Origin of the sequence: Streptomyces sp. NPDC088097, from assembly GCF_044741845.1 — a bacterium.
Taxonomy (GTDB): domain Bacteria; phylum Actinomycetota; class Actinomycetes; order Streptomycetales; family Streptomycetaceae; genus Streptomyces.
This window is the reverse complement of the sequence record NZ_JBIUTJ010000019.1, coordinates 79,085-99,270: the sequence shown is the minus strand read 5'-3', so window position 1 is coordinate 99,270 and position 20,186 is coordinate 79,085. Positions and strand designations below refer to the sequence as shown.

The window sequence follows — 20,186 nt, the reverse complement described above, 5'->3', positions numbered from 1 at the left end:
CTCAGCCCTCCCAGCCCGCGGTCTGTGGATCGCGCCAATGGCGGTAGCGTTCCGCCTCGTTGAACAGGGACACGATGTCGTTCCTCCGCAGTTGCGACAGTTGGGTGTAGCCGTCGGCGATCATGTCGTTGAGGCGCATGGCCGGGTCGGCGAGCGGATCGCTCCACACCCAGCGGGTGGTGACCAGTGTGTGGATCACCGACTCGGTGTCCATCACGCGGCCGGGCCGGCGCGGGACGAGCCCGGCGAGGAGCTCCAACGGTCCGCTGTCGGCGGGCAGCCGGTTGGGGGCGGCGGTGATCGCGTCGAACTCGGAGATCCACTGCGCGGCCGGGACGGCGGTGAAGCGCCGCGTCAGATGGGCGGTGACCTCCTCGGTCCGCCCCCGGGCGAGCTGGTGGTACATCTCCTGCACCGGCTTGCCCTCGATGCGGTAGTACTCGGCGAGGAGTTCGTGCGCGTCGTCCCAGCCGTCGGGACGTGCGGCCAGCCGCCACAGGAGCAGCCGGCGCAGCCACGGGTGGAGTACGGGGACGACGGCGACCGGTCCCGTCAGCAGCCAACGGGAGCGGACCTCGCCGAAGAGGGAGTCGTCGGGGCTGAGCAGCCGCGTGCCGACGGAGAAGTCCCGGGCGGCGGCGCATTCGGCGAGGGCGGCGCGTTGTGTCCCGTCGAAGTCGCGCAGGAGGTGGCCCAGGGCGGTGTCGGCGAGGGTGGCGGACTCCTCCCCGGTGCGCAGCGCCCGGTCGGGCAGGGTGCGCAGCCAACGGTCCTGCTGCGGACCCGAGTCCGGGGGCGGCCCGGCCTGACGCAGTACGTCGAGCACCTGATGGACGGCGCGCGGCAGGCCCCCGGTGAGCCGGTGCACGAACGGGGTCAGGCGGGTCAGCGGGGCCAGGTCGCTGTTCCCGCCGAGCTGCAGCTCTATCCGTATCCGCACCTCGTCCAGGTTGAGGTCCCGCAGACGTAACGGGTACCACCAGGTGTCCTCGCTGTCGCGGTTCGGCCGGTGGGCGTTCCAGTCGGCCAGGGACGCCCGGTCGGGGCCGCGCAGCTGCCAGGGCCAGGAGTCCCCGGTGGCCGGCCCCCAGCGGGGCAACCAGCGGTTGGAGCTGGCGACGACGGTCAGGGGGTCGCTGGTGTGGCCGGCCACGACCGTCTCGTCGTGCCGGGAGCGGAGCAGCAGGTCGAGGAAGTGACGGCCGTACTCGGTGTGCGAGTTGTCGAGGAGCAGGAGGTAGGAGCGGGGCATGAAGTTGCGGGCGGTGTTGCGTCTGAGGTCCTCCAGGAAGGCCGAGAAGAGGACGAGGTCGAGCCGCTCCTGTTCGGTCTCGTCGCCCTCGTGGCGCCAGAGGTTGAGTTCCACGAGGGCTTCCATGGGGTCCGCGCTGCGGGTCATGGGGTGGCGTCCGTACCAGTGGGCCCCGGTGGTGAGCCGACCGCCCAGACGGCCGGCGAACAGGCCAGGCACGGTGCGCCGGCCGCGTCTCAGGGCGTCCTGGAAGAGGGCGAGAGCGGCGGTGGAGGCGCCTTCGGGCATGCCGAGCGCGCCCATGCCCACTTCGAAGAACGCGGCCAGGTAGTCCCCGTGCCGGGCCTCGTTCTCCTCCTGGAACCGGTCGAGCTGCCGCTGCACCGCGCGCCGGCCCTCGACGAGGCTGCGCATGCGCAGCTCCTGGTCGGAGGCGAGCAGCCCGAGGCTGAGCAGGGGGAAGTGGGAGCGGCCGTAGCGGGGGAGCTTGCGTTCGAGCTGGCGGGCGAGGAGCCCGAGGGCGTAGCGCGGCAGCAGGGACTGGGCCCCGGCGAAGTTGACGTAGGCGAAGGGGTAGTCGGGCCCGAAGTGTTCCATGAGCGCGCTGTGGGCCTCGCTGGCCCCGCTGCCGGCCGGGCCGAGGAGCATGGTCAGGGGCCGCTCGGCCGCCGGGCCCTCCTTGAGGCACGCGTCGACCAGCGACAGGATGCCACTACGGCCCCGCAGGCCCATGCCCGTACCCGACTCCCTCACGCGTGATCCCCCCCAGGACGACGTATCCGAGGACTAGAGACTGCCACCCGAAGCCCCCGTCAGACAGGGGTTTCCCCCTCTTGGTTCCTTCCCCCTGCTCGGAGGGGGTGTGCGGACGGGGCGGCGGGGGCGGCGGATGGCCCGGATCGGGGGACCATCCGCCTCGCCCGCCCGCCGGTGGCAACCGTCCGGCAGGCGAGGGGGAGATCAGACCCAGGCGTAGTTCGCGTCGGTGACCGCTTCGAGGGCGGCATCGGCCACGGGAGCGCGGGGGTCGGCCAAGGCGGCGAGGCCGGGGCCGATGGGCGGGAAGATCGGCAGTTCGGCGGTCTTCCGATGGTCGATCCATTCGATGACGCCGGGTTCGTGGCTGCCGTCGGGGAGTTCGTCCAGTTCCACCTCGGCGAGGGTGGCACGGAGTTCGGGGGTGATGTGGAGGCGGTAGATCAGGTGGAGCTTGCGCGGAGGCGGGGTGGGGCCGGGGCGGGTGACGCGCTGGTCGATGACCCACAGGAGGTCTCCGCCTTCGGCTTGGTCGATGTCGAGGTCCAGCTCTTCGGCGAGTTCCCGGCGCAGGGCCTGGTCGAGGTCCTCGCCGTCTTCGACGTTGCCGCCGGGGGGCGTGTAGTGCGTGGAGTCGGCGCGGTCGCGGCGGATGAGGGCGACCTCGGTGCCGCAGAAGATCAAGGCCCCGGCCCGGATCTTGATGCGGGAGAACGGGGCCGCCGGGCTGTCGGGTGTGCTCGTCATGGGCGTCAGTATCGTGGCCTCCGCCGAGCCCGGAAGGGTTGTACGACGGTCCCGAAGGATTCGTCCTCGACCTCGTCCTCGTCTTCGTCCTCGACCGCGATCGAGATCACGTCGAGCGACCGATTTCCGCCGGGGCCATACGGGTGAACGGCGGAACGAATGCGTCCGTATGCGCGTCTTCAAGAATGTGATCGACAAGAGGACAGCCGCCTTCGGTACCAACGGACAGCCCGCTTCCCGGCGCAGGGCCATGGGGTGGGGAGTCGGAGCGCTGCTGGCGGCGTCCCTGCCCGCAAGCTCAAGTGCGAGTGCGAGTGCGAGTGCGAGTCCGAGTCCGAGTGCGTTGGCCGCACCGGCCGGGGCGGACGCCCTTGTCGCGTACGCACTTGAGGCGATCGAGCGGGAGCATTCCGCCCGCCTCGGGGTCTACGCCCGGGACACCGCCACCGGTCGCACCGTGAGCTACCGGGCGGACGAACTCTTCCCCATGTGCTCGGTCTTCAAGGCGCCGGCCGTCGCCGCGGTGCTGCGCGACCTCGATCACGACGGCGAATTCCTGGCGGGGCGCATCCGCTACACCGCCCAGGACGTGGCCGATTCGGGATACGCCCCCGTCACCGGCCGTCCCGAGAACCTCGCCGGAGGCATGACGGTCGCGGACCTGTGCGCCGCCGCGATCTCCTCCAGCGACAACGCCGCCGCGAACCTGCTGCTCCGCGCGTTGGGTGGACCGTCGGCGGTCACGCGCTTCTGCCGCTCGATCGGGGATCCGACGACCCGTCTCGACCGGTGGGAGCCCGAGCTGAACAGCGCCGAGCCGACTCGCACGACCGATACCACCAGCCCGTACGCCATCGGCCGGACGTACGAAGAACTCACCCTCGGCTCCGCCCTCGCGCCCGCTGACCGTACGCGGCTCACCGGCTGGCTCCGGGCCACCACCACGGGGGAGGAGAAGTTGCGGGCGGGACTACCGTCGGGCTGGAGCGTCGCGGACAAGACCGGCAGCGGTCGGTACGGCACCAGCCACGACGTCGGCCTCGCCTGGCCCCCCGGCCGGCCGCCCGTCGTGATCGCCGTCCTGACCACGAAGCACGACCCCGAGGCCGCACCCGACTCCCCCCTCATCGCCCGAACCGCCGCCCTACTGGCGAAGGCCCTCGCGCCCTGAAAGGGCCCGCCCGCTCCTCAAGGGCGGCTCGGGGTGACCCCCGCCTGCCCCGCCCCGCACGGGTGCCGTTTGCCCCGCACGGAGTGGTGGCCGCTTCCGTCGAAGCGGATGTAGGCGGCGCGGCCCGGCCGCAGCGGGGAGTCCGGGACACCGTGCCTGGTGTGGATCGCCAACTCGCCGTCACAGTCGAGGGCGTGGACCGGCAAGTGCCACGGTTGGCAGCCCTCGGTCAGTCGAGCTGCTCGGCCAGCCCGACGATGATGCCCTCGGGGCCCCGGACGTAACACATCCGGTAGCTGTCCTCGTACTGCGCGATCTCGCCGACCAACTCGGCACCGTGAGTGCGCAGACGGGTGACGACATCGTCGATGTCGTCGACGGCGAACATGATGCGACGGATGCCCAGCGTGTTCGTCGGCGCCTCCCTCGGCTCGGCACGGAGCGCCTTGGGCGCGTGGAACATCGCCAGCTCGATTCGGCCGGGAGCGCCGGGGATGCGCAGCATCGCGATGTCCTGCCGGACATTGTCGAGCCCGATGACACGCTCCACCCACCGCCCCTCGATCGGCGACCGCCCCTCCAGCTCCATGCCGAGTTCGACGAAGAACGCGATGGCGGCGTCGAGGTCGTCGACGACGATGAGGACGTTGTCCATCCGCTGGATCGCCATGCGGGGCCTCCTGGGTGTGGTGCGGCCTGGGCCTGGGTGCGGCTACGGCTACGGCTACGAGAGCCTATCGAGCCCCTTGACAGGGCCGGGCCCGGCACGCGCCGGCCGCGGTCGACGCGCGGGCGAGGGTCGACGCGGAGAGGTCGTCACGGGAGGGGAGGGGCGGGGTCGATGCTGAAGATCGCGTCGCTGCCGGTCATCTCCAACAGGCGGGCGACCTGGACGGTGGGGGCGGCGAGGTACAGGGTGCGGCCGTCGGCGGCGGCCGCGCTGCGGGCGGTCAGGAGGGCGTTGAGACCGGAGGAGTCACAGAAGGTGAGGTGCTGGAGGTCCACCACGACGTCGACACCCCGCGCGAGGGCCTTCACGAGCACCCGGTGAAGCTCCGGAGCGCGGGACATGTCCATCTCCCCGTACGGCCGGACCACGTTGATCCGTTCGCCGGTCTCGACGTCGATGCGGTCCTCCGGCTCGCCGGCGTGCCCCATCCGCTGCCCCTCTCTTGCGCTCTCTTCCGGGCCTGGTCAAGGCCCCTCTCGCGGGCGCCCGCCCACCCTTCAGAGGAGAGAATAAATGGCCTCCGGACTCTTGCCGCGCCGATGTCCGAACCCGACCGTGTCACCACCCGGCCGGCACTTCCGAGCAGGGTGCCGTGCGGTCCGGGGACGTCCGGCCACGCCGGTGCCCGGACCGCCTGCACGCCGCCCGAGCAGCGAAAATGGTTGTCCGATGGTCCGATCGCGGTGGTGGGGAGTGAGTGTGACGACGCCACTTGAGTTCGCCGTCCTGCTGCGACTGATCGACGAACGATCGACCGCCGCGATGTCTTCGCCCCGCCCCAGGCACGGGAGCCGGAGTGGAAGAACATCGGCCGTGCGACCGGCGTGCGTGCACCCGACCCGATCGGGCACAGGATGTCGGGTCCGGCAGGCGCCCGGTCCGTAGCGTGGTGATCAGCACATTGGAAGGAGGCCGGGAGTGCTGGAGCGTCTCAACCAGTCGCTGGAGCACATCGAGCACCGCCTCGACCGGCACGTGGACGTGGCCGAGCCGGCGCGCGTCGCGGCCACCTCGGAGTACCACCTGCGCCGGATGGTCTCCGCGCTCGCCGGCATGCCGCTGTCAGAGTACGTACGGCGCCGCCGGCTCACCGTCGAGGGGAGCAGTAGCATGCGCTATCGCGTCGTGGACGGGACGGAGTTCAGCATCGTCGGTCTCAAGGCCCGGGTGCCACTGGTGCACGCGGGGCCGAACCAGGCGATCATTGATTTCGTGCGCGGGATCGACCCACGGGTCACCGAGCGACTCACGGGCCTGTCGGACGTGTCGGACCAGGAGCCGCAGGGCATCGTCGCGGTCTGCGACGACTTGGACCCGAGTCGCGCCGAGGGCACCGAACTCGACTACCACCAGGCGGTGATCACCTCGGGGGCCACCCTCGACGGCTGCTCGGTCCTTCCCGTTCGGGCAGGCACCTGGGGCGTCTTCATGGCCTCCGTACCGGCCCCGCAGGCCATCCAGGAGCTGTGGCGGGACGTGTTCACGCAGTGGTTCCCGTCCAACCCGTACCGCAGCCGCCCCGGCCCCGAGATCCTGCGCGTCCGCCCGTCCCCGGACCACACCGAAGCCGAGGCCGAGCTGTGGCTTCCGGTGGAGCGGGAGCAGGGCTGAAGGCCGGCCGGGGCGACCGGCCTTCGCGCAAGCCCCCGGGTGGGGTCAGGACTTCTTCCAGCGGTTGCGGCCGTCGGAGCCGGGACCGCAGACCATGGCCGTCCCGGCCGAGGTCACGCCGCTCGCTCCGGCGGGGGAGCAGAACGAACCCGGGTGGACTACGGGGGAGGAACCGCCCCCCGAGGACCCTCCGGAGGAATCACCGCCGGTGGAGGAGGAGCCGCCGGACGAACTGCTCCCGCCGCCGGACGTCCCGCCGTCCGAGCCGCCGCCGTTGGTCCCGGCTCCGGAAGTTCCGCTGCCGGTAGGGGTGTTCGGCGGGGCCGCGGCCGCGGTTTCGGGCTTGTTGCCGGGGGGAGCGGGGGCGGGCTCGGGAGTGAGTCGATCGCCGATCTTGGTGGGGCAGGAGTTCTCGGCGAGGTGGAGCACGACCGTGGCGGGCGAGCCTTCGACGAGCCCGCCCTCCTGCGCGCAGACCTTCCAAGTGAGGTAATCGGCCGGGAGGTTCACGTCCGAGTAGGCGCTGCGGGCCTCCAGTTTCACCGTACGGGCCTGGGCGTCCTTCCAGGTGCCGCCGGCGAGTTGGGGGATGCCGGGAGGCGCCGAGTTGGGAGAGGCGGTCACGGTGACGGTGGGGCCGGCGGCGGTCACCGTAGGGCCGGGCACCGGCTTCTCCTTGACCTTGACCACGGTCTCCGGACCCAGCGCCAGGGCCGCGATCACGAGGGCGACGAAGCCCCCGACGACGATTGCGCAGCCGCCGAGCCCGACCCGCTGCCCACGGCTGAGCGGCTGCCGGGGAGGAGCGGAAACCGGCGGCAAGGGCCCGACCGGCGGGCTCGGGTGGCCGTACGGGGCCGACGCCTGGGGCGGTACGTGCCCCGGGTATCCGTAGGAGGGGCCCGACGGCTCTTGGGGGTTGTGCGACGGGTGGGACAAGGCGGGGCGCTCCTGGGGTGACTGCCCGCGTGCGGGCAGGGCTGGTACGTCGGAGGTAGTTGGGGGCGGTCGTCGCTGCGCCGGGATCATTCGGGGCCGTGCGGAGGGACTGCGCGGTGATCGCGGACCAGAACGCTCTGCCCACGGCTGTCGGGATCGCCGGTCGGCGGCCTCACGACGGACCTCGCACAGATTACCCGCATGGCGTGGCACGGATTGCCATAAGAGGCACGGGTGCCCCACGGGCACGGGCACGGGTAGCCGTGGGCATCCACGGCCACGGGCACGCCACGGGGATCCACGGCTACGGGCACAAGGGCCGCCGAGTAGGGACGAAAGTCCGGCCGGGCCACGGACGACAAGGCTGCCGCCCGGGCTCCGGCGACGGGTTCCCCGCCAAGGTCGCCACCAAGTTCGGTGAGATCACCGTGAACCGGAAGCCCCAACGGGTCGTCGCGCCGGGCTGGGGCGACGCCGAGACCGCGCCGGCCCTGGGGGTGCAGCCGGTCGGCGCCGGCGACTGGCTCGCCTTCGGTGGCGACGGCGTGGGCCCCTGGGTCAAGGACCTGTACGCCAAGAGCCCCGAGAAGATCGGCACCCTGGAGCCCGAATACGAGAAGATCGCTGCCCTGAAGCCGGACCTGATCCTCGACACCAAGTCCAGCGGCGACCAGAAGCGCTACGACACCCTCAGCAAGATCGCCCCGACCGTGGGCGTCCCCCGGGGCGGTGATCAGTACCTCACCAACTGGGAGACGCAGACCACCATGGTCGCCGACGCCCTCGGTCTGCACGACAAGGGCCGCGAGCTCATCACGCAGGTCGAGGGCAAGTTCAATGCCGCGGTCGAGCAACACCCGCGGTTCCGGGGCCGTACCGTCACCGCCGGCTCCCTCACCAGCGTCGGCTACGGCGCCTACGTCCGCGGCAGCGGCCGCGTCGACTTCCTTCAGCGGCTTGGATTCACGAACAACCCGCAAGGTCGACGCCAAGGCCGGCGCCTCCTTCTTCACCGAGGTCTCCCGCGAGGACCTGGACATGCTCGACGCCGACCTCCCGATCATGGCGCCGATCGGCGTTCCCGCCGCCAAGATCAAGGACGACACCCTCTACCGGAGGTGCCCGCCGTCAAGGCCGGGCACGACATCGTCTTCGAACCCCAGTCGACCCTCGGCACCACCTTCGCGACCGACTCCGTCCTCTCCGTGTCCTACGCCCTCGACCAGGTCGTCCCCGAGATCACCAAGGTCCCCAAGTAGCCTTCTTTGCTTGCCTGATGGGGAGAGCACGGGAGTTCCAGCAGCCCTCCACGGCATCCGGAAGCACGAGGACCCGGTCAGGCCGGAACGCCTCGACCACCTCCTCGTCGTGGCTGACCGGCGGGGCGCTTCGGCCGTGCTTCGCGGACTCTGCGGGGCCGCCGGGACTTCAGCCGGCGTCGCGGGCGGCCCGGGTTTCCTCCGGGTGGGTGGAGGTACGGGAGCCCAGGTTGCCGTAGCCGAGCATCTGGTGCGGACCCAGCCCCTCCGGCGGGAAGCCCACGTGCTCGCGTTCCTCGCGTACCTCGTACACGGGGCCGCCGGCCGGGAGGTGCGGCTGAGTGCCGGGGTCGGGCGGCGCCGGTTCGCGTACGCGCACACGTCTGCCGACGATGAAGGCGCTGATCAGGAATCCGACGAGGAGGAGCCCGACGAACAGGAACCACGCGATGTTCGTCAGTTTCATGTCCACTGCCAGGTCGTTCACGGTGGTGTCCATGAGCCCAGCTTCGACCCGTTCGTCCATCGATGGCGCAAAACAATAAGAACGGTCCCCTTACGGCACCGGCCCTTTACGGCACCGGCCCTCGGTCGTCCCACCCCCCGATCAGATCGACGCGCGGTCCTTCTGATTTTCGGTCTGGCCCCCGATTGCGCCGTGGCTCCGACCGGAAATCAGGGGTCGGGCAAGCAAGACTGGCGGGGAGTTCTCCGGCAATGAATTGCGTTCCGCGAACGATGAGCATGCAGGACGAGGAGTCGGGTGTGAGTACTGCCGCTACGGCGACGGCCGCGAAGTCTGAGCCTTGGAACGCCAGGCCGTACGCGGAGGCGTTGGACGCTCAGGGAAGTGATCTCTCGCTCAGGGACGGTGAGGGCTGGTGTCTACCCCTCGACGTGCCGCGGTGGACCGGGCCCACGGACGTGGGGGACGAGTCGGTGCTGGCGCGCTGTGAGGGCAGGGTGCTGGACATCGGCTGCGGGGCCGGCCGCCTGGTCGGGGCCTTGGCCCGGCGCGGGCTGGAGGTGCTCGGCATCGACGTCTGCACCACTGCGGTGATCTCCACCGTGTGTCGGGGCGGGCCCGCGCGCAGCGGCTCGGTGTTCGACCCGTTGCCCGGCGAGGGAAGCTGGGGCACGGCGCTGCTGATCGACGGCAACATCGGCATCGGCGGTGACCCGGGGCGGCTCCTGTCCCGGGTCCGGGACCTGGTCCGTGACCGGGGGCTGCTGATCGTGGAGGTGTCTCCCGGTGAGGTGGACGAACGCCGGCGGGTCCGCCTCTACGCCGGACAGCAGGCGGCGAGTCCGGTGTTCTCCTGGGCCGCCGTCGGCGCGTCCGCGCTGGAACGGCGTGCCCGGGACTGCGGCTGGTCCGCGGGCGAGACGTGGACCGGCCCTCGTGGCGAGCGGTGCTTCGTGGCCTTGAGGGCACAGGCCTGAGCCCGGCCTGGGCCAGGCCCCCCGGGCGTCCGTCGGGAGGCGTTGGCGACCCGCTGGTCCGTCGTTGGTGTGCCGTTGGTGCGGCTTCGGCTTCGGCGTCGGCGTCGGCTCAGGCGCACGGCCACGCTGCGGCGGCAGCCTTGCGGTCCTCGGTGGGGAGGGCGGAGAGCTCCCGGGCGGTGAGTCGCTCGGGACCGGCCTTGCAGGCTTCGGCGACGAGGGCGTCGCCGTCGGGCAGCCCGCGTTCCTGCGTGCCATCGACGCGGACGGCATCGACGACAGTGAGGCCGTCGTCCGTGATGACGATCATCCGCAGCGTCTTCCCGTCCTCGCGGACGGGCACCACCATGGTCTGCCCGCTTCCGGCGACGTCCGCCGCGCGGGAGCCGGTCGGAAGCGTCGCGCGGTAGGTGCGGCCCAGCCGCGGGACGGTGACGCGTACGGCGTAGACGTCGTCGGCGGACCCGCGGCGTTCCACGACGTACCGGTGCGATGCGTCGCTGCGGGTCCCGCTCGCGGAGCCGACCGCGAGGCGGTCGCCGTAGCGGCTCAGGACCTCACCCTCGGCGCCCGTGACCAGGGTGACCGCCGTGGGCTTCAGACCGTCGAGCCGGACGTCGCCGACCTCCCGGCCGTGGGGGAGGGCGACGTCGGCCTCGACGATCGGCACGGCCTGGTGCACCGCGACCACCTCGCCGCGGAGCGCGTCGCGCGGACCGTGCGCGTACAGGAGGCGGTGGGTGTCGTTGTTGAAGTCGAGGAACTGGCGCTCGCCCGCCGAGCGGTTCACGCCGTCGCCGTTCGACTCGAAGGTCTTCACCGGTTCGGCGCCCATCATGTTCCACACCTCGCGGTGGCCGTTCGGCTCGGCGAAGGCGAGCATTCCGCCACAGTCGCTGATGGCGAAGGCGGAGGACGGGTCGACGGCGGGGCCGATCGTCGACCACTTCGGGTCGGTGGCGTCCTCGCCGAATACCAACACCTGCATCCGTGCCAGGTCGGAACCCCTCTGGCGGGTCAGGACGGCCAACTTGTGCCCCTCCGGCGCGACATCGGCGGCCAACACCTCGCCGACCGGAGCGAGCCCGGAGTGCGTCGTCACGGCATCCTTGTACGCTCCGCTGGAGCGCAGCAGCGCGCCGTACAGGGCGTCGTCGCCGGTCGGACGACCGGACGCGGCCCAGGCGGCGAGCGCGTAACGACGGCCTTCGTGACGGGCCTTGCCGAGCGCGCTTCGCTCGGCGGGGCTGCCGCCCGTGGCCCCGGGGGCGTAACCGAGCGCGGTGGTGGTGAGTGCCATCGCGCGGAGCATCGCCCCGGCCTCGTGCCCGGACGGGCCGGAGCCGAGGTCCTGCGCGACGGAGCCGCCGGCCACGGCCCTGTCGTCGTCGCCGTTCACGGCGTCGAGCACGAACGGCGTGGCGACGGCCGCGAGGGCGACACCGCAACCGGCCATGAGCGCCACCCCGGCCCGCCGCGACCGGCGCCTCCCGGACGCCGGTTCGTCTGGGTCGGCGTCTGCGTCGGCCGGGGCGGGGGTGCTCACCGACGGTGCGGGTGCCGACGCGGTGATGCTCGCGGTGCGTGCGATCACCCGACCGTTGCGGCCGACGGTGGGGAGGGCGTCGGCGGGGCCGGCATCGGCGGAGCCGGCATCGGCCGGGAGGGCGTCGGCGGGGGCAGGGACTGCGGACGGCCCGTCAGGGTGGGGCGCCACCACAGGGGAAGCGGACACCCGGCCGTCGCCGGGGCCGTTCCCCGCGCCCGCGTCACCTCTGCCACCCGTGCCGTCCGCGTCTCGATGCTGCTTGGGGATGATGGCCTCGGCCCCGCTCGCGGCCACGGCGGGCCCGCTCGCGTCCTTCCGGGCCCCCGTGGGGCCGGTGTTCGCCTCGGGCCGCGTCTTCCTGGTCACGTGGGGCTGCTCCTCCATGGATGGCGTGTCGTCCGCCGTTCCGCCGGCCGACTGCGGGGCGGTCGGTCGCCGGCCATGGGGTTCCCCGGGCAGGGCGCTCAACTGCGTCGATTCGGACGTACATCGGCGGCCCATTGGAAGCAACCCCGGGCCACGGGGCAACTCCGTCACCCGTTCGGGTGGGTACTTCCTGATGCTGCTCGACTTGCCCCTCGCGTGATGGCACACCAGGTCACGGCCCCTCGGCAGGACCGTTCCTCCTCCCTGCCCGTCGGGCTCCCCACCCTCCGGGGCCCTCCCCGCCGCGCGCCATCGCGCCGCCCTGGAGCGGAATCGGGCTGCTCGGCAACCGGAGGAGCGAGGGAACGCCTGTTCACTTAGGGCGGTTGCCCTTCCGGGGGACACCTTGACGCCGTTCGCTGACGCCGTCCCTTGACGCATGGAGTTCGAGGTCGTCGCCCCCGCATGCCGTGCCTTCCGGGAGCAGCGCGCACGGCTGTCGGGCCCGATTGCGGGAGCGCGCCGGTCCGCCCGGCCGTGCCCGCCCCCACGCCTGCCGTGTTCGGTCGCGTCTCCGGTCCGTCGTGGCTCGGTCGGTCGTCGTGTCTCCGGAGCGGCGGGCGCCGGCGGCGGTGCTGCCGGGGGCGCCGGCTGCTGCTGGGAGCTGTCACGGTTGCCGAGCTCGACGACGACTCGGTCGACGAGGCTGACTCCGTCGGACCGGTGGACGTCGCCGTCGTCGCCTTCGAAGACAACCGGTTCAACGGCGAGATCATGCCCGCCCTACGAGAGCTGCGGGAGAACGGCACCGTACGCGTGTTGGACCTGACCTCGTCGCGGCATGATCGTTCCTCTTTCCCGGGCAGTGTTGAGCGCGGTGACGGCCCACTCGACGGCACCGACCGGAGTGCGTTCTCGGGCTGGGGGCGAGGCGGCAATTGCCAGGCGGCCCCGGGCGCCCCGATGGTACTTTGACCCGATCATGGGGGAGGGGTGAGTGGTTCGGTGGACAGTCACCTGCGGCTTGAGGCTGTTGTGGCCCTGAGCGCGCTCGGGCGTAGCCGTCACTACCGCGACCGAGCCGATGCGGGCCACGGCCTGGCGGCCTTCGCCGAGATGCCGGAAGCCCGGGGACCGCTGCTGGAACTCGTGATCGCCCCGCGCGACACCTTGGTGACACGAGCGACAGCGGGGGTTTCGCTGCGACGGCACGACCGGGCTGGGCTGAGGATCGTCGCGTCCGCCCTGGCAGTGGCGGACGCGAACCACAGCGATTGGATTCACACGGCGATCACCGACGTGCTCGGCATCTTCTCCAGGGACCGCGACAACGCGATGCGAGGCTGCGAGGAGTTGATGTCGGGCACTGACGTCCGCGTTGCCCGAGGGGCGCGTCAGCTGTACGAGACGCTCGTAGAGATAGATCCCGTTCTTCGCCCCGTGTAGCACGAGGCGAACACCACCGTGAGGAGAGCAGTGGACGCAGAGGGCGAAACCGCCTCGGTTTTGGCAGTCGCAGGGAACTACGCAGTGGTCAAACTGCCCAAGAGGAACTTCCCCGCCGCGGCGATCCAAGGCGATTCTCTGAAAATCCTTCAGGGGACCTTGCAGGAGCTCGCCGAAAACCTTGACGCAGGTGATCTGAGCGAGGCTCGTTTCCTAGCGGGCGAAGTTGCATCCGTCATCTCGGACATGCTGTCGGTGTACGAGGCGGCTTCCCGGGAAAAGGGGTTCGCGCTTCCGTACTACGGCCCCTGACGGCCTCGCCGAGAAGACGTGGACCGGATCGCGGGCCGGGCGCGTGAACATCCTGAGCGCCGGTGGCCCCGGCTCGGAACAGCCCGCACCGCGCCCGCGCTTCCACGAGTTCCCCCGCTGGTTGGATGACGCGTTCTCCACCTGGCCCCCGCAGCGGTCCCATGGCCGGATCGCCGGCGACCCCGTCGCGCAACTCGCCGACGCCATGGCAGTCAGCAGCCACCACCCATCGCCCACCACCCACCGGGCGGGGGCGCCCCTCCGCTGCCACCGATGCCGCGGTCGTGTGCTTCGACCGGTACCCCCTGTCCGTCGGCCGCCCCCCCGTGGCCGGCCGAGGCATGGCGCCGCCACGACCTGCGGGCGGGCGAGCCGGAAGTGTCGCGTTCCGAGGTCCTCGAAGTGACGCCCGTCACCGTCTGGTTGCTCGGGGCCGGGAGTGCGTGATCATGACCGGATGGACGCTCGTTTCCTCGGCATCGCCGAATTGGTCGAAGCCCCCTCCGTGGCGGTCGTGGTCGACGTCATGCGTGCCTTCACGGTGGCCGCCTGGGCCTTCGCGCAGGGGGCCGAAAAGATCGTTCTCGCTGGTTCGCTGGACGAAGCCCTGGCGCTCAAGGCTCGTCACCCGGAGTGGGTGGCGATCAAGGACGGTCCGCTCGCTCCCGGGTTCGACACCGTCAACTCGCCGGGCCTGCTGCGCTCCCTCGACCTCGGCGGACGAACCGTCGTGCACAAGACCACGGCGGGGACGGTCGGCGCCCTTGCGGTCAAGGACGCGTCGCTGGTGCTGTGCGCGAGCTTCGTGGTGGCGGAGGCAACGGCCCGGCTCTTGCGGACCCGCGCGTGTGGCGCCGTCACGTTCGTCGTCACCGGCGAGGACGGGCGCGCGGATGAAGACCTGGCGTGCGCCCAGTACATCGCTCGGCGGGCCACCGGGTCCGCGACGGATCCGTCCGATTTCCTCCGCCGCGCCGGCGACTCACGCGCCGCCGCCGAACTGGCGGAAGGGGTGCGTCAAGGAGTCCATCCCGATGACGTCGAACTCTGCCTTGAGCTGGACCGGTTCCCCTTCGCCATGATCGCGACCTCCGAAAACTCGCTCATGGTCCTCCGCCCCTACGCTCCGACGGGGCCTGCCGCTGCTTGAGTTCGGCGTGCCGTGCTGCGAGCGGTGCCCCATTCAGGCAGGTGAGCAGGCAGGCAACCTTCCTGCCTACGATGACAGTCGGTCGACGGGAGGAAGGGACTGAAAGTGTCCGAGCGCGAGAGCGGCCCGGAAAGGCGATCGAAGGGCCTGGACGGTGTACTGATCGGGCACGTAGGACGTCGGAACCTCGCGGTCGCCCTCGTTGGTGCCACGGGTGGCGCCGCGCTCATGCTCTGGACCTCCGTGTCCCTTCTCCAGGTCCCCCCACGGCCACCGCTGCTGAAGGGATGGCGCGGCGGCTCTTGACGAGGTTGACGGTAGGGATGCGGCCTGCACGATGAAGGGGCCCCGGATGCTGCCGAAGCCCAGGGCCGGCCGACCTTCCCCGGTAGTTCAGAGGCGCGTCAGAGTGCGATCTCAACGAGTTCGTCCCGAGGGATGTCCGCAACCACGGGGCGAGTCGGCCGGGCCGCCTCCCTGGCGAGCTCCTCCAAGCTCCTGCCGGCGTCCTACTTGGCGAAATGGACAGCTGAGGAGTTCGCGGCTGTGGAACGTGGAGCGCAGGAGGGCGGCCAGTTCCACGCCAGTGCAACGGAGAAACCAACGCACCTCTGGACAGCGACAATGACCACCATGCTGATCATGGACGCCGTCGTCGAGACCTACGATGTTGTCGACTTTGGGCTGTGGCCCACCGCTGCACCGCGTGCAGATCACCTCCTGGCCCTCTCCGGCCACATGTCTCCGGATGAGGTCGGAACGGCGATGGCGGCCTTGACCGGCTACCACCCCGATGACGCCGACGACCCGGTCTCGGACACCGAAACCGTCCTCCGGTCCATCCAGAACCTGCTGGATGTCGATCTCGTGACGGCTCCGGGCGGCATCCTCGTGAAAGACACCGCGACCGGTGTGACAATCGCCCCCGGATGCTGCTTCGGCCTGGAGAACTGGCGCGACTGGCTCGTCCTCATGAAAGCCGAAGAGCTTTGGCTCGGGCACGGAACCGTCACACGCGTTGAGTACCTGGGGACCCTCGTCAAGGTATGGCCCGACACGGACCCACCGACGGAGATCCCGATAGAGATCCCTCTGGTCGAGCTGCCGGCCCTCGTGCGAACCGTGCACGAGCGGCTGAACGGGTTCCTCACCCTCGCCGACCGATGGGCTCACCACCACGCGCCCACGCTGGCGCCCGTCCTGATCGCCAAGCTCAGCAGCGACCTGAACATCGGCGCTCGACTGGACGACTTCCAGAGCTGACGCTCGGTAAGGGTCCTGGCCGGCCTGATGGCTGATCGAGTGCTGGGGACGACCGAGAACGCCGTCCCGCGGCCGCGCACACCGGGCCGCGGGTGCGTCCAGGTCGCTGGCGGGGTGCGTGGCGCGAACGGTGCCCATGACCCGCGGTCGCGTTCGGCAGGGTGCAGCAGGTTGACCGCCCGCGTGGCGCTGTTGCACCACGCAGGCCCTTGCCGGGGCGGCCGAACTCGCCGACGATGCTTACTGGCCATGGCCGCCCGGATTTCGCCGGGCCCGGTCGGACCGCCACGGAATAGGGGAGATAGTGACGAAGCGCAGCATCTCAGGAATGCGCCCCGTAGCGGCGGTATCCGTACCGCTCTTCGTGCTCGCCGGCCTGTTGCTAGGTCCTGCGACGACCGCGACGGCAGCCGTACCGGCCCTGCGGCAGGCTCCCGCCTCGGCGGCGATTGCGCAGGGCGCGCTCCCTACCGGCACGGGCGCGGTGACCGGTCTCCAGGCGACGAAGTCCTCACCTGCTCAAGCGGTCGCCGGGAACAAGAAGAGCAAGAAGAGCAAGAAGAAGGGCGGGCTCTTCAAGAACCTCCTGATCGTCGTGGTCATCGTTATCGTCCTGCTCGTGGTCCTGTACGGAGTCCGCAAGGCGCGGCGCCGCGGGTCCGCCTAGGCCGTCTCTTTCGGATCTTGCAGGACAGGCATGACCAAAGGAGACCGGCCAGGCTGGGTCCTGTCGATGGGGTGACGTAGCGTCGGAGAGATGATCTCCGAGCCGACGGGCCAGGCCGCAGGCCCCTACGACGCAGCTTTCTTGCCGCGACTGCGGATGTCCTTCCGGGCTGCGCGCGAGTCGGTCATGGAACCGGTGTCGAAGTTTGGTGGGCAACCGGTCTGGCTGGACGGCCCGGCCTGGCCGGTGCATCCGAGTTCGGGCGAGCCCCTTGTGTTCATCGGGCAGTTCCGGGTACCGGGCGACGAGGTGCGCCTCGCATACCTGTTCCTGCACGAGGAGAACGTGGTCATGGGCGGCGACACTCCGGAGGACGGCGAGGCCGTCGTTCTGGTCCAGCCGGGTGGGCGGATACCGGCCTTCGCGTCGATCGGGGCTCCCGGCACTCGGGGGCGAACGCTGTGGCGGTGGGGTCCGGACTACACGGAGGTTCCCGTTGAATGGCTGACGGACCTGACTCCGATGCCACCGGAACTCGTGGAGGCGGCGAACCAGGCCGCGGCCTGCTCCCGGTACCTGCGGGGCGAGGGGCCAGACGTCCAATTCCCCGAAGAGGACTGGCCCAAGGACTTCATGGGGGGCGAGGCCGTCTACCCCAACAACCAGGCCTTCGGCATCGAGCCCTCCTGGCTGTTCCTCTGCCAGTTCGAGGACCGGGGCGAGGCGAAGGAAGATCCGTTCTTCCTCAACTTCGGCTACGGAAGCGGCTTCCTCTTCGTCAGCTCCGATCACCTTGAAGGCCGGTTCATGTGGGACTGCAGCTAAACGCTTCCTGGGGCGCGGGCAAAGAGACCCCGATCGGCCCGGCAACGATCAAAGACACCGACATGGCCCGCCTCCACACCGTTGGCCTTGCCCAGGAATTCGACATGCACGGGACCAGCTCGGCCCGACAGTACGACCTCGGGGGCGCCGGCACGCCGGAGATGCCCGCAGGCGACCCCGCCCGGGGTGAGGAGGGGAGTCGGTGAAACGTACGAACTCCCTCGCCGTCCGTATTGCGTTGGCTGGGTTGACGGGTCTGGTGGCCCTGTCCTGTCGGCCACCGCCTGCACCGACAGCGGCACCTCGAAGGGGTCGCGGCGGGGGACCCGTCTGGGTTGAGGGCCAAGGGGCTCCCGAGGCGGCCCAGTTCATGCGCGTTCGGACACCGGCCGGCGCCGCCGACGTCACAGGGGCGGTGCGACACGGCTTCCAGGACATCACCTACCTGATTGCCTTCATGGCGCCGACGGTCGACGCCGAAACGTTCGTCACCGACCTGCGCCCCGAGGATGCCCTCCGGATTGACGCCCCGCGCGACCCCAAGACGTACACCACGGCCACCCTCTGGGCCCACCTCGGACTGCCTGAGCCGGAAACGGAGCAGAAGGTCCGGACCGCTTCGGTCTGCCCGCCCTGCATCAAGGACGAGCGCCGGCCCGCCGTACAGTCCATCACTGCCTTCGTCCAAGAGATCGGCCACGGTCGTTCACGTGCACGTTGCTGATCGTGCAGCCGCTGCGCTGCCGATGGCGGGTATCGGGTACCCCGCCTGCCCCGTACGAGCGCCGCGTCGGAGGCGCCGACCCGTGCGCGCCGGGGGTCAGCCGTCAAGGGCTCTTGCCACGCGGTCCAGGTCTTCGAGGAGAGCGTCCAGACGGTCGGGCGGGATGGCGCTGATCATGCGGGCTTCGATGGCGTAGACGGACTGCTGGGCCGCGGTGAGGCGGCGCCGGCCTTCTTCGGTGAGGTGGACGGGACGCGCGCGGCCGTGGTCGACGGTGGCCGGGCGGTCGATGAGCTCAGTGCTGTGGAGGCCGCGCAGGACCACGTTCATGGACTGGCGGGTGACGAAGGTGGCGCGGGCGAGGTCGGCGTTGGAGAGGCCTGGGCGGGCGGCGAGGACTTCCAGGCAGGCGTACTGCGGCACGGTCAGGCCGTGCTCGCGCAGGGCTTTGTCCATGGCGCCCCGCAGCGCGGCGTGGGCGCGTTTGAGCCGGTAGCCCACGTGGTCGAGCACGTCTTGGGCCGGGTGCGGCGGTTCCACTGGCTGCATGTCCTTCATGTCAACATTTTGACATCAGTCGGCAGCGCATCTAGGGTCGGGTATGTCAAAGTCCTGACATTGCTTAGAGGAGGACACCATGTCTGTCAGCATCGACGGCCCCACTTTCGTGGCCCTCCAGGTCCGTGACGTGGAGGCGGCGGCGGAGTTCTGCGACAAGCGCCTCGGCCTGCGCCGCACCCCCGCCTCTCCGCCGGGCGCGGTCGTGTTCGACACCAAGCCCTGCCCGCTGGCCGTGCGCGAGCCGCTGCCCGGCACCGACCTCGACTCCGGACGTCCGGGGCTCGGCGTCGCCCTGTGGTTCTCCACCCCCGACGCGCAGGCGCTGTACGACCAGCTCTCCGAGGCGGACGTCAAGATCCTCACCCCGATCGTCGACAGCCCCTTCGGCCCGATGTTCTCCTTCGTCGGCCCCGAGGGCTACGTCCTGACCGCCCACGGAGCCTGACCGTGACCGCCGCTTCCTTCACCCCCGAGGGGCCGTTCTCCCTCGCCTCGTCCATCCGGTTCCTGGAGGGCTTCACCCCCGCCTCCTACGACCAGGCGGCCGACGGCGTGCTGCGCATGGCCTTTCCCACCGACGACGGTGCCGGCGTGATCGGCTGCGCGGTGCGGCAGGAGGAGGCGGCGAGCGGTGGGTCCGGCCCGGTGACGGCGGATTTCACCGTGTACGCCGAAGACGGTTCCGTCCGGGCCGCCCGCACCACCGAAACCCAGGCCGCGACGGCGCAGATCGCCCGCATCCTGTCCCTGGACGTCGACGGCGCGGACTTCCCGGCCCTCGGTAAGGCCGATCCTGTCGTGGCAGGACTCCAGGCGGACTACCCGGGGCTGCGGCCCGTCTGCTTCTACTCGCCCTACGAAGCAGCCGCCTGGACCATCATCGGCAACCGCATCCGCATGACCCAGGCCGCCGCCGTCAAGGCCCGCATCGCCCGCGAGCACGGCCAGGCCCTGGACGTGGCAGGACACACCCTCCACGCCTTCCCCACCCCTCACGCCTTGAGGCGCCTGGAGCGCCTCGCCGGCCTGACGGACCTCAAGGTCGAACGCCTCCACGCACTCGCCGACGCCGCCCTCGACGGTCGTCTCGACGCCATCGCCCTCCGCGCCCAGCCTGCCGAATTCGCCCTCACCGACCTGCGGGAACTGCCGGGCATCGGCCCCTTTTCCGCCGAACTCATCCTCATCCGAGGAGCCGGCCACCCCGATGTCTTCCCCGCGGCCGAACCCCGCGTCCACCAGGCGATCGCCACCCAGTACGGCCTCGACGACACCGCGGCCCGCAGCCCCGCCCGCCTTGCGCAGATCGCCGACGCCTGGCGCCCCTACCGCAGCTGGGTCGCCCTCCTCCTGCGCGCCCGAGCCCAGGAACAAGCCGCCACGCGATCATGACGCGCCCTCACGAACCTCCGATC

The 20,186-nt window shown here is 70.8% G+C and carries 21 protein-coding genes and 1 pseudogene; 14 read left to right on the top strand and 8 right to left on the bottom strand.

The window, feature by feature from the left end:
- Nucleotide 1 precedes the first annotated feature (1 nt).
- Nucleotides 2–2,005 carry a hypothetical protein gene (locus ACIOD1_RS32340; protein WP_365628114.1) on the bottom strand — a complete coding sequence of 668 codons (2,004 nt, stop codon included), beginning with the start codon at nt 2,003–2,005 and terminating at the stop codon, nt 2–4.
- A gap of 207 nt (nt 2,006–2,212) precedes the next feature.
- Complete coding sequence (locus tag ACIOD1_RS32335; RefSeq protein WP_401906399.1) at nt 2,213–2,755, bottom strand: NUDIX domain-containing protein; 543 nt, start codon at nt 2,753–2,755, stop codon at nt 2,213–2,215.
- Nucleotides 2,756–3,005: 250 nt separating this feature from the next.
- On the opposite strand from ACIOD1_RS32335, the gene bla reads away from it, so the two are divergent.
- Entirely contained in the window at nt 3,006–3,926 is a 921-nt protein-coding gene (gene bla, locus ACIOD1_RS32330; protein ID WP_401906433.1) for a class A beta-lactamase, read from the top strand.
- A 229-nt stretch (nt 3,927–4,155) separates the two neighbouring features.
- Here bla and ACIOD1_RS32325 read toward each other — a convergent pair whose 3' ends face one another.
- Both ACIOD1_RS32325 and ACIOD1_RS32320 read right to left on the bottom strand, forming a co-directional pair.
- Entirely contained in the window at nt 4,156–4,596 is a 441-nt protein-coding gene (locus ACIOD1_RS32325) for a VOC family protein (RefSeq protein WP_365628108.1), read from the bottom strand.
- 146 nt (nt 4,597–4,742) lie between these two features.
- Nucleotides 4,743–5,084: an STAS domain-containing protein gene (locus tag ACIOD1_RS32320; protein ID WP_365628105.1), complete on the bottom strand. Its 342-nt coding sequence runs from the start codon at nt 5,082–5,084 to the stop codon at nt 4,743–4,745.
- Between the two features lie 490 nt (nt 5,085–5,574).
- On the opposite strand from ACIOD1_RS32320, the gene ACIOD1_RS32315 reads away from it, so the two are divergent.
- The gene (locus tag ACIOD1_RS32315; RefSeq protein WP_401906396.1) at nt 5,575–6,267 is read left to right on the top strand and encodes a GyrI-like domain-containing protein; all 693 of its coding nucleotides are present in this window, start codon (nt 5,575–5,577) and stop codon (nt 6,265–6,267) included.
- 45 nt (nt 6,268–6,312) lie between these two features.
- On the opposite strand, the gene ACIOD1_RS32310 is transcribed toward ACIOD1_RS32315, so the two are convergent.
- On the bottom strand, nt 6,313–6,990 hold the full coding sequence (locus tag ACIOD1_RS32310; protein ID WP_401906393.1) for a hypothetical protein: 678 nt from the start codon (nt 6,988–6,990) through the stop codon (nt 6,313–6,315).
- A 422-nt stretch (nt 6,991–7,412) separates the two neighbouring features.
- Between ACIOD1_RS32310 and ACIOD1_RS32305 the strand changes: the two are divergent.
- Nucleotides 7,413–8,465 (top strand): annotated as a pseudogene (locus ACIOD1_RS32305) (iron-siderophore ABC transporter substrate-binding protein).
- A gap of 169 nt (nt 8,466–8,634) precedes the next feature.
- Here ACIOD1_RS32305 and ACIOD1_RS32300 read toward each other — a convergent pair.
- Nucleotides 8,635–8,964 (bottom strand): DUF6479 family protein, encoded by a 330-nt coding sequence (locus tag ACIOD1_RS32300; protein WP_401906390.1) that lies wholly within the window; start codon nt 8,962–8,964, stop codon nt 8,635–8,637.
- A 266-nt stretch (nt 8,965–9,230) separates the two neighbouring features.
- On the opposite strand from ACIOD1_RS32300, the gene ACIOD1_RS32295 reads away from it, so the two are divergent.
- Entirely contained in the window at nt 9,231–9,908 is a 678-nt protein-coding gene (locus ACIOD1_RS32295) for a class I SAM-dependent methyltransferase (protein ID WP_401906388.1), read from the top strand.
- Nucleotides 9,909–10,017: 109 nt separating this feature from the next.
- Here ACIOD1_RS32295 and ACIOD1_RS32290 read toward each other — a convergent pair whose 3' ends face one another.
- Nucleotides 10,018–11,823 (bottom strand): hypothetical protein, encoded by a 1,806-nt coding sequence (locus tag ACIOD1_RS32290; protein ID WP_401906385.1) that lies wholly within the window; start codon nt 11,821–11,823, stop codon nt 10,018–10,020.
- Nucleotides 11,824–12,546: 723 nt separating this feature from the next.
- Between ACIOD1_RS32290 and ACIOD1_RS32285 the strand changes: the two genes are divergently transcribed.
- The 8 genes from ACIOD1_RS32285 to ACIOD1_RS32250 all read left to right on the top strand — a co-directional run bounded on the left by ACIOD1_RS32285 (nt 12,547) and on the right by ACIOD1_RS32250 (nt 18,210).
- Nucleotides 12,547–12,798 (top strand): hypothetical protein, encoded by a 252-nt coding sequence (locus ACIOD1_RS32285; protein WP_365628088.1) that lies wholly within the window; start codon nt 12,547–12,549, stop codon nt 12,796–12,798.
- Between the two features lie 30 nt (nt 12,799–12,828).
- On the top strand, nt 12,829–13,269 hold the full coding sequence (locus ACIOD1_RS32280; protein ID WP_401906383.1) for a hypothetical protein: 441 nt from the start codon (nt 12,829–12,831) through the stop codon (nt 13,267–13,269).
- A gap of 30 nt (nt 13,270–13,299) precedes the next feature.
- Nucleotides 13,300–13,581, top strand: a complete 282-nt coding sequence (locus ACIOD1_RS32275) for a DUF6959 family protein (protein ID WP_401906380.1) — start codon at nt 13,300–13,302, stop codon at nt 13,579–13,581.
- A 457-nt stretch (nt 13,582–14,038) separates the two neighbouring features.
- Nucleotides 14,039–14,731: a 2-phosphosulfolactate phosphatase gene (locus ACIOD1_RS32270; protein ID WP_401906377.1), complete on the top strand. Its 693-nt coding sequence runs from the start codon at nt 14,039–14,041 to the stop codon at nt 14,729–14,731.
- A gap of 633 nt (nt 14,732–15,364) precedes the next feature.
- Entirely contained in the window at nt 15,365–15,994 is a 630-nt protein-coding gene (locus ACIOD1_RS32265) for a hypothetical protein (protein WP_401906374.1), read from the top strand.
- Between the two features lie 328 nt (nt 15,995–16,322).
- On the top strand, nt 16,323–16,661 hold the full coding sequence (locus ACIOD1_RS32260; protein ID WP_401906371.1) for a hypothetical protein: 339 nt from the start codon (nt 16,323–16,325) through the stop codon (nt 16,659–16,661).
- A 90-nt stretch (nt 16,662–16,751) separates the two neighbouring features.
- On the top strand, nt 16,752–17,486 hold the full coding sequence (locus ACIOD1_RS32255) for a hypothetical protein (protein WP_365628076.1): 735 nt from the start codon (nt 16,752–16,754) through the stop codon (nt 17,484–17,486).
- A 370-nt stretch (nt 17,487–17,856) separates the two neighbouring features.
- On the top strand, nt 17,857–18,210 hold the full coding sequence (locus tag ACIOD1_RS32250) for a hypothetical protein (protein WP_401906368.1): 354 nt from the start codon (nt 17,857–17,859) through the stop codon (nt 18,208–18,210).
- 96 nt (nt 18,211–18,306) lie between these two features.
- Here the strand turns inward: ACIOD1_RS32250 and ACIOD1_RS32245 are convergent, their stop codons facing one another.
- A complete protein-coding gene (locus ACIOD1_RS32245) occupies nt 18,307–18,768 on the bottom strand; it encodes a MarR family transcriptional regulator (RefSeq protein WP_365628070.1) in 462 nt (153 codons plus the stop codon).
- A 79-nt stretch (nt 18,769–18,847) separates the two neighbouring features.
- On the opposite strand from ACIOD1_RS32245, the gene ACIOD1_RS32240 reads away from it, so the two are divergent.
- Complete coding sequence (locus tag ACIOD1_RS32240; protein ID WP_401906365.1) at nt 18,848–19,216, top strand: VOC family protein; 369 nt, start codon at nt 18,848–18,850, stop codon at nt 19,214–19,216.
- 2 nt (nt 19,217–19,218) lie between these two features.
- Nucleotides 19,219–20,163: a DNA-3-methyladenine glycosylase family protein gene (locus ACIOD1_RS32235; protein WP_401906362.1), complete on the top strand. Its 945-nt coding sequence runs from the start codon at nt 19,219–19,221 to the stop codon at nt 20,161–20,163.
- The last annotated feature ends 23 nt before the right edge of the window (nt 20,164–20,186 follow it).

Coding starts and splice junctions, on each gene's coding strand:
- ACIOD1_RS32325 (WP_365628108.1), bottom strand. CDS start 4,596: ATGGCGATCCAGCGGATGGACAACGTCCTCATCGTCGTCGACGACCTC.
- ACIOD1_RS32265 (WP_401906374.1), top strand. CDS start 15,365: ATGCTGATCATGGACGCCGTCGTCGAGACCTACGATGTTGTCGACTTT.
- ACIOD1_RS32245 (WP_365628070.1), bottom strand. CDS start 18,768: ATGAAGGACATGCAGCCAGTGGAACCGCCGCACCCGGCCCAAGACGTG.
- ACIOD1_RS32260 (WP_401906371.1), top strand. CDS start 16,323: ATGCGCCCCGTAGCGGCGGTATCCGTACCGCTCTTCGTGCTCGCCGGC.
- ACIOD1_RS32270 (WP_401906377.1), top strand. CDS start 14,039: ATGGACGCTCGTTTCCTCGGCATCGCCGAATTGGTCGAAGCCCCCTCC.
- bla (WP_401906433.1), top strand. CDS start 3,006: ATGGGGTGGGGAGTCGGAGCGCTGCTGGCGGCGTCCCTGCCCGCAAGC.
- ACIOD1_RS32255 (WP_365628076.1), top strand. CDS start 16,752: ATGATCTCCGAGCCGACGGGCCAGGCCGCAGGCCCCTACGACGCAGCT.
- ACIOD1_RS32250 (WP_401906368.1), top strand. CDS start 17,857: ATGCGCGTTCGGACACCGGCCGGCGCCGCCGACGTCACAGGGGCGGTG.
- ACIOD1_RS32300 (WP_401906390.1), bottom strand. CDS start 8,964: ATGGACACCACCGTGAACGACCTGGCAGTGGACATGAAACTGACGAAC.
- ACIOD1_RS32335 (WP_401906399.1), bottom strand. CDS start 2,755: ATGACGAGCACACCCGACAGCCCGGCGGCCCCGTTCTCCCGCATCAAG.
- ACIOD1_RS32240 (WP_401906365.1), top strand. CDS start 18,848: ATGTCTGTCAGCATCGACGGCCCCACTTTCGTGGCCCTCCAGGTCCGT.
- ACIOD1_RS32320 (WP_365628105.1), bottom strand. CDS start 5,084: ATGGGGCACGCCGGCGAGCCGGAGGACCGCATCGACGTCGAGACCGGC.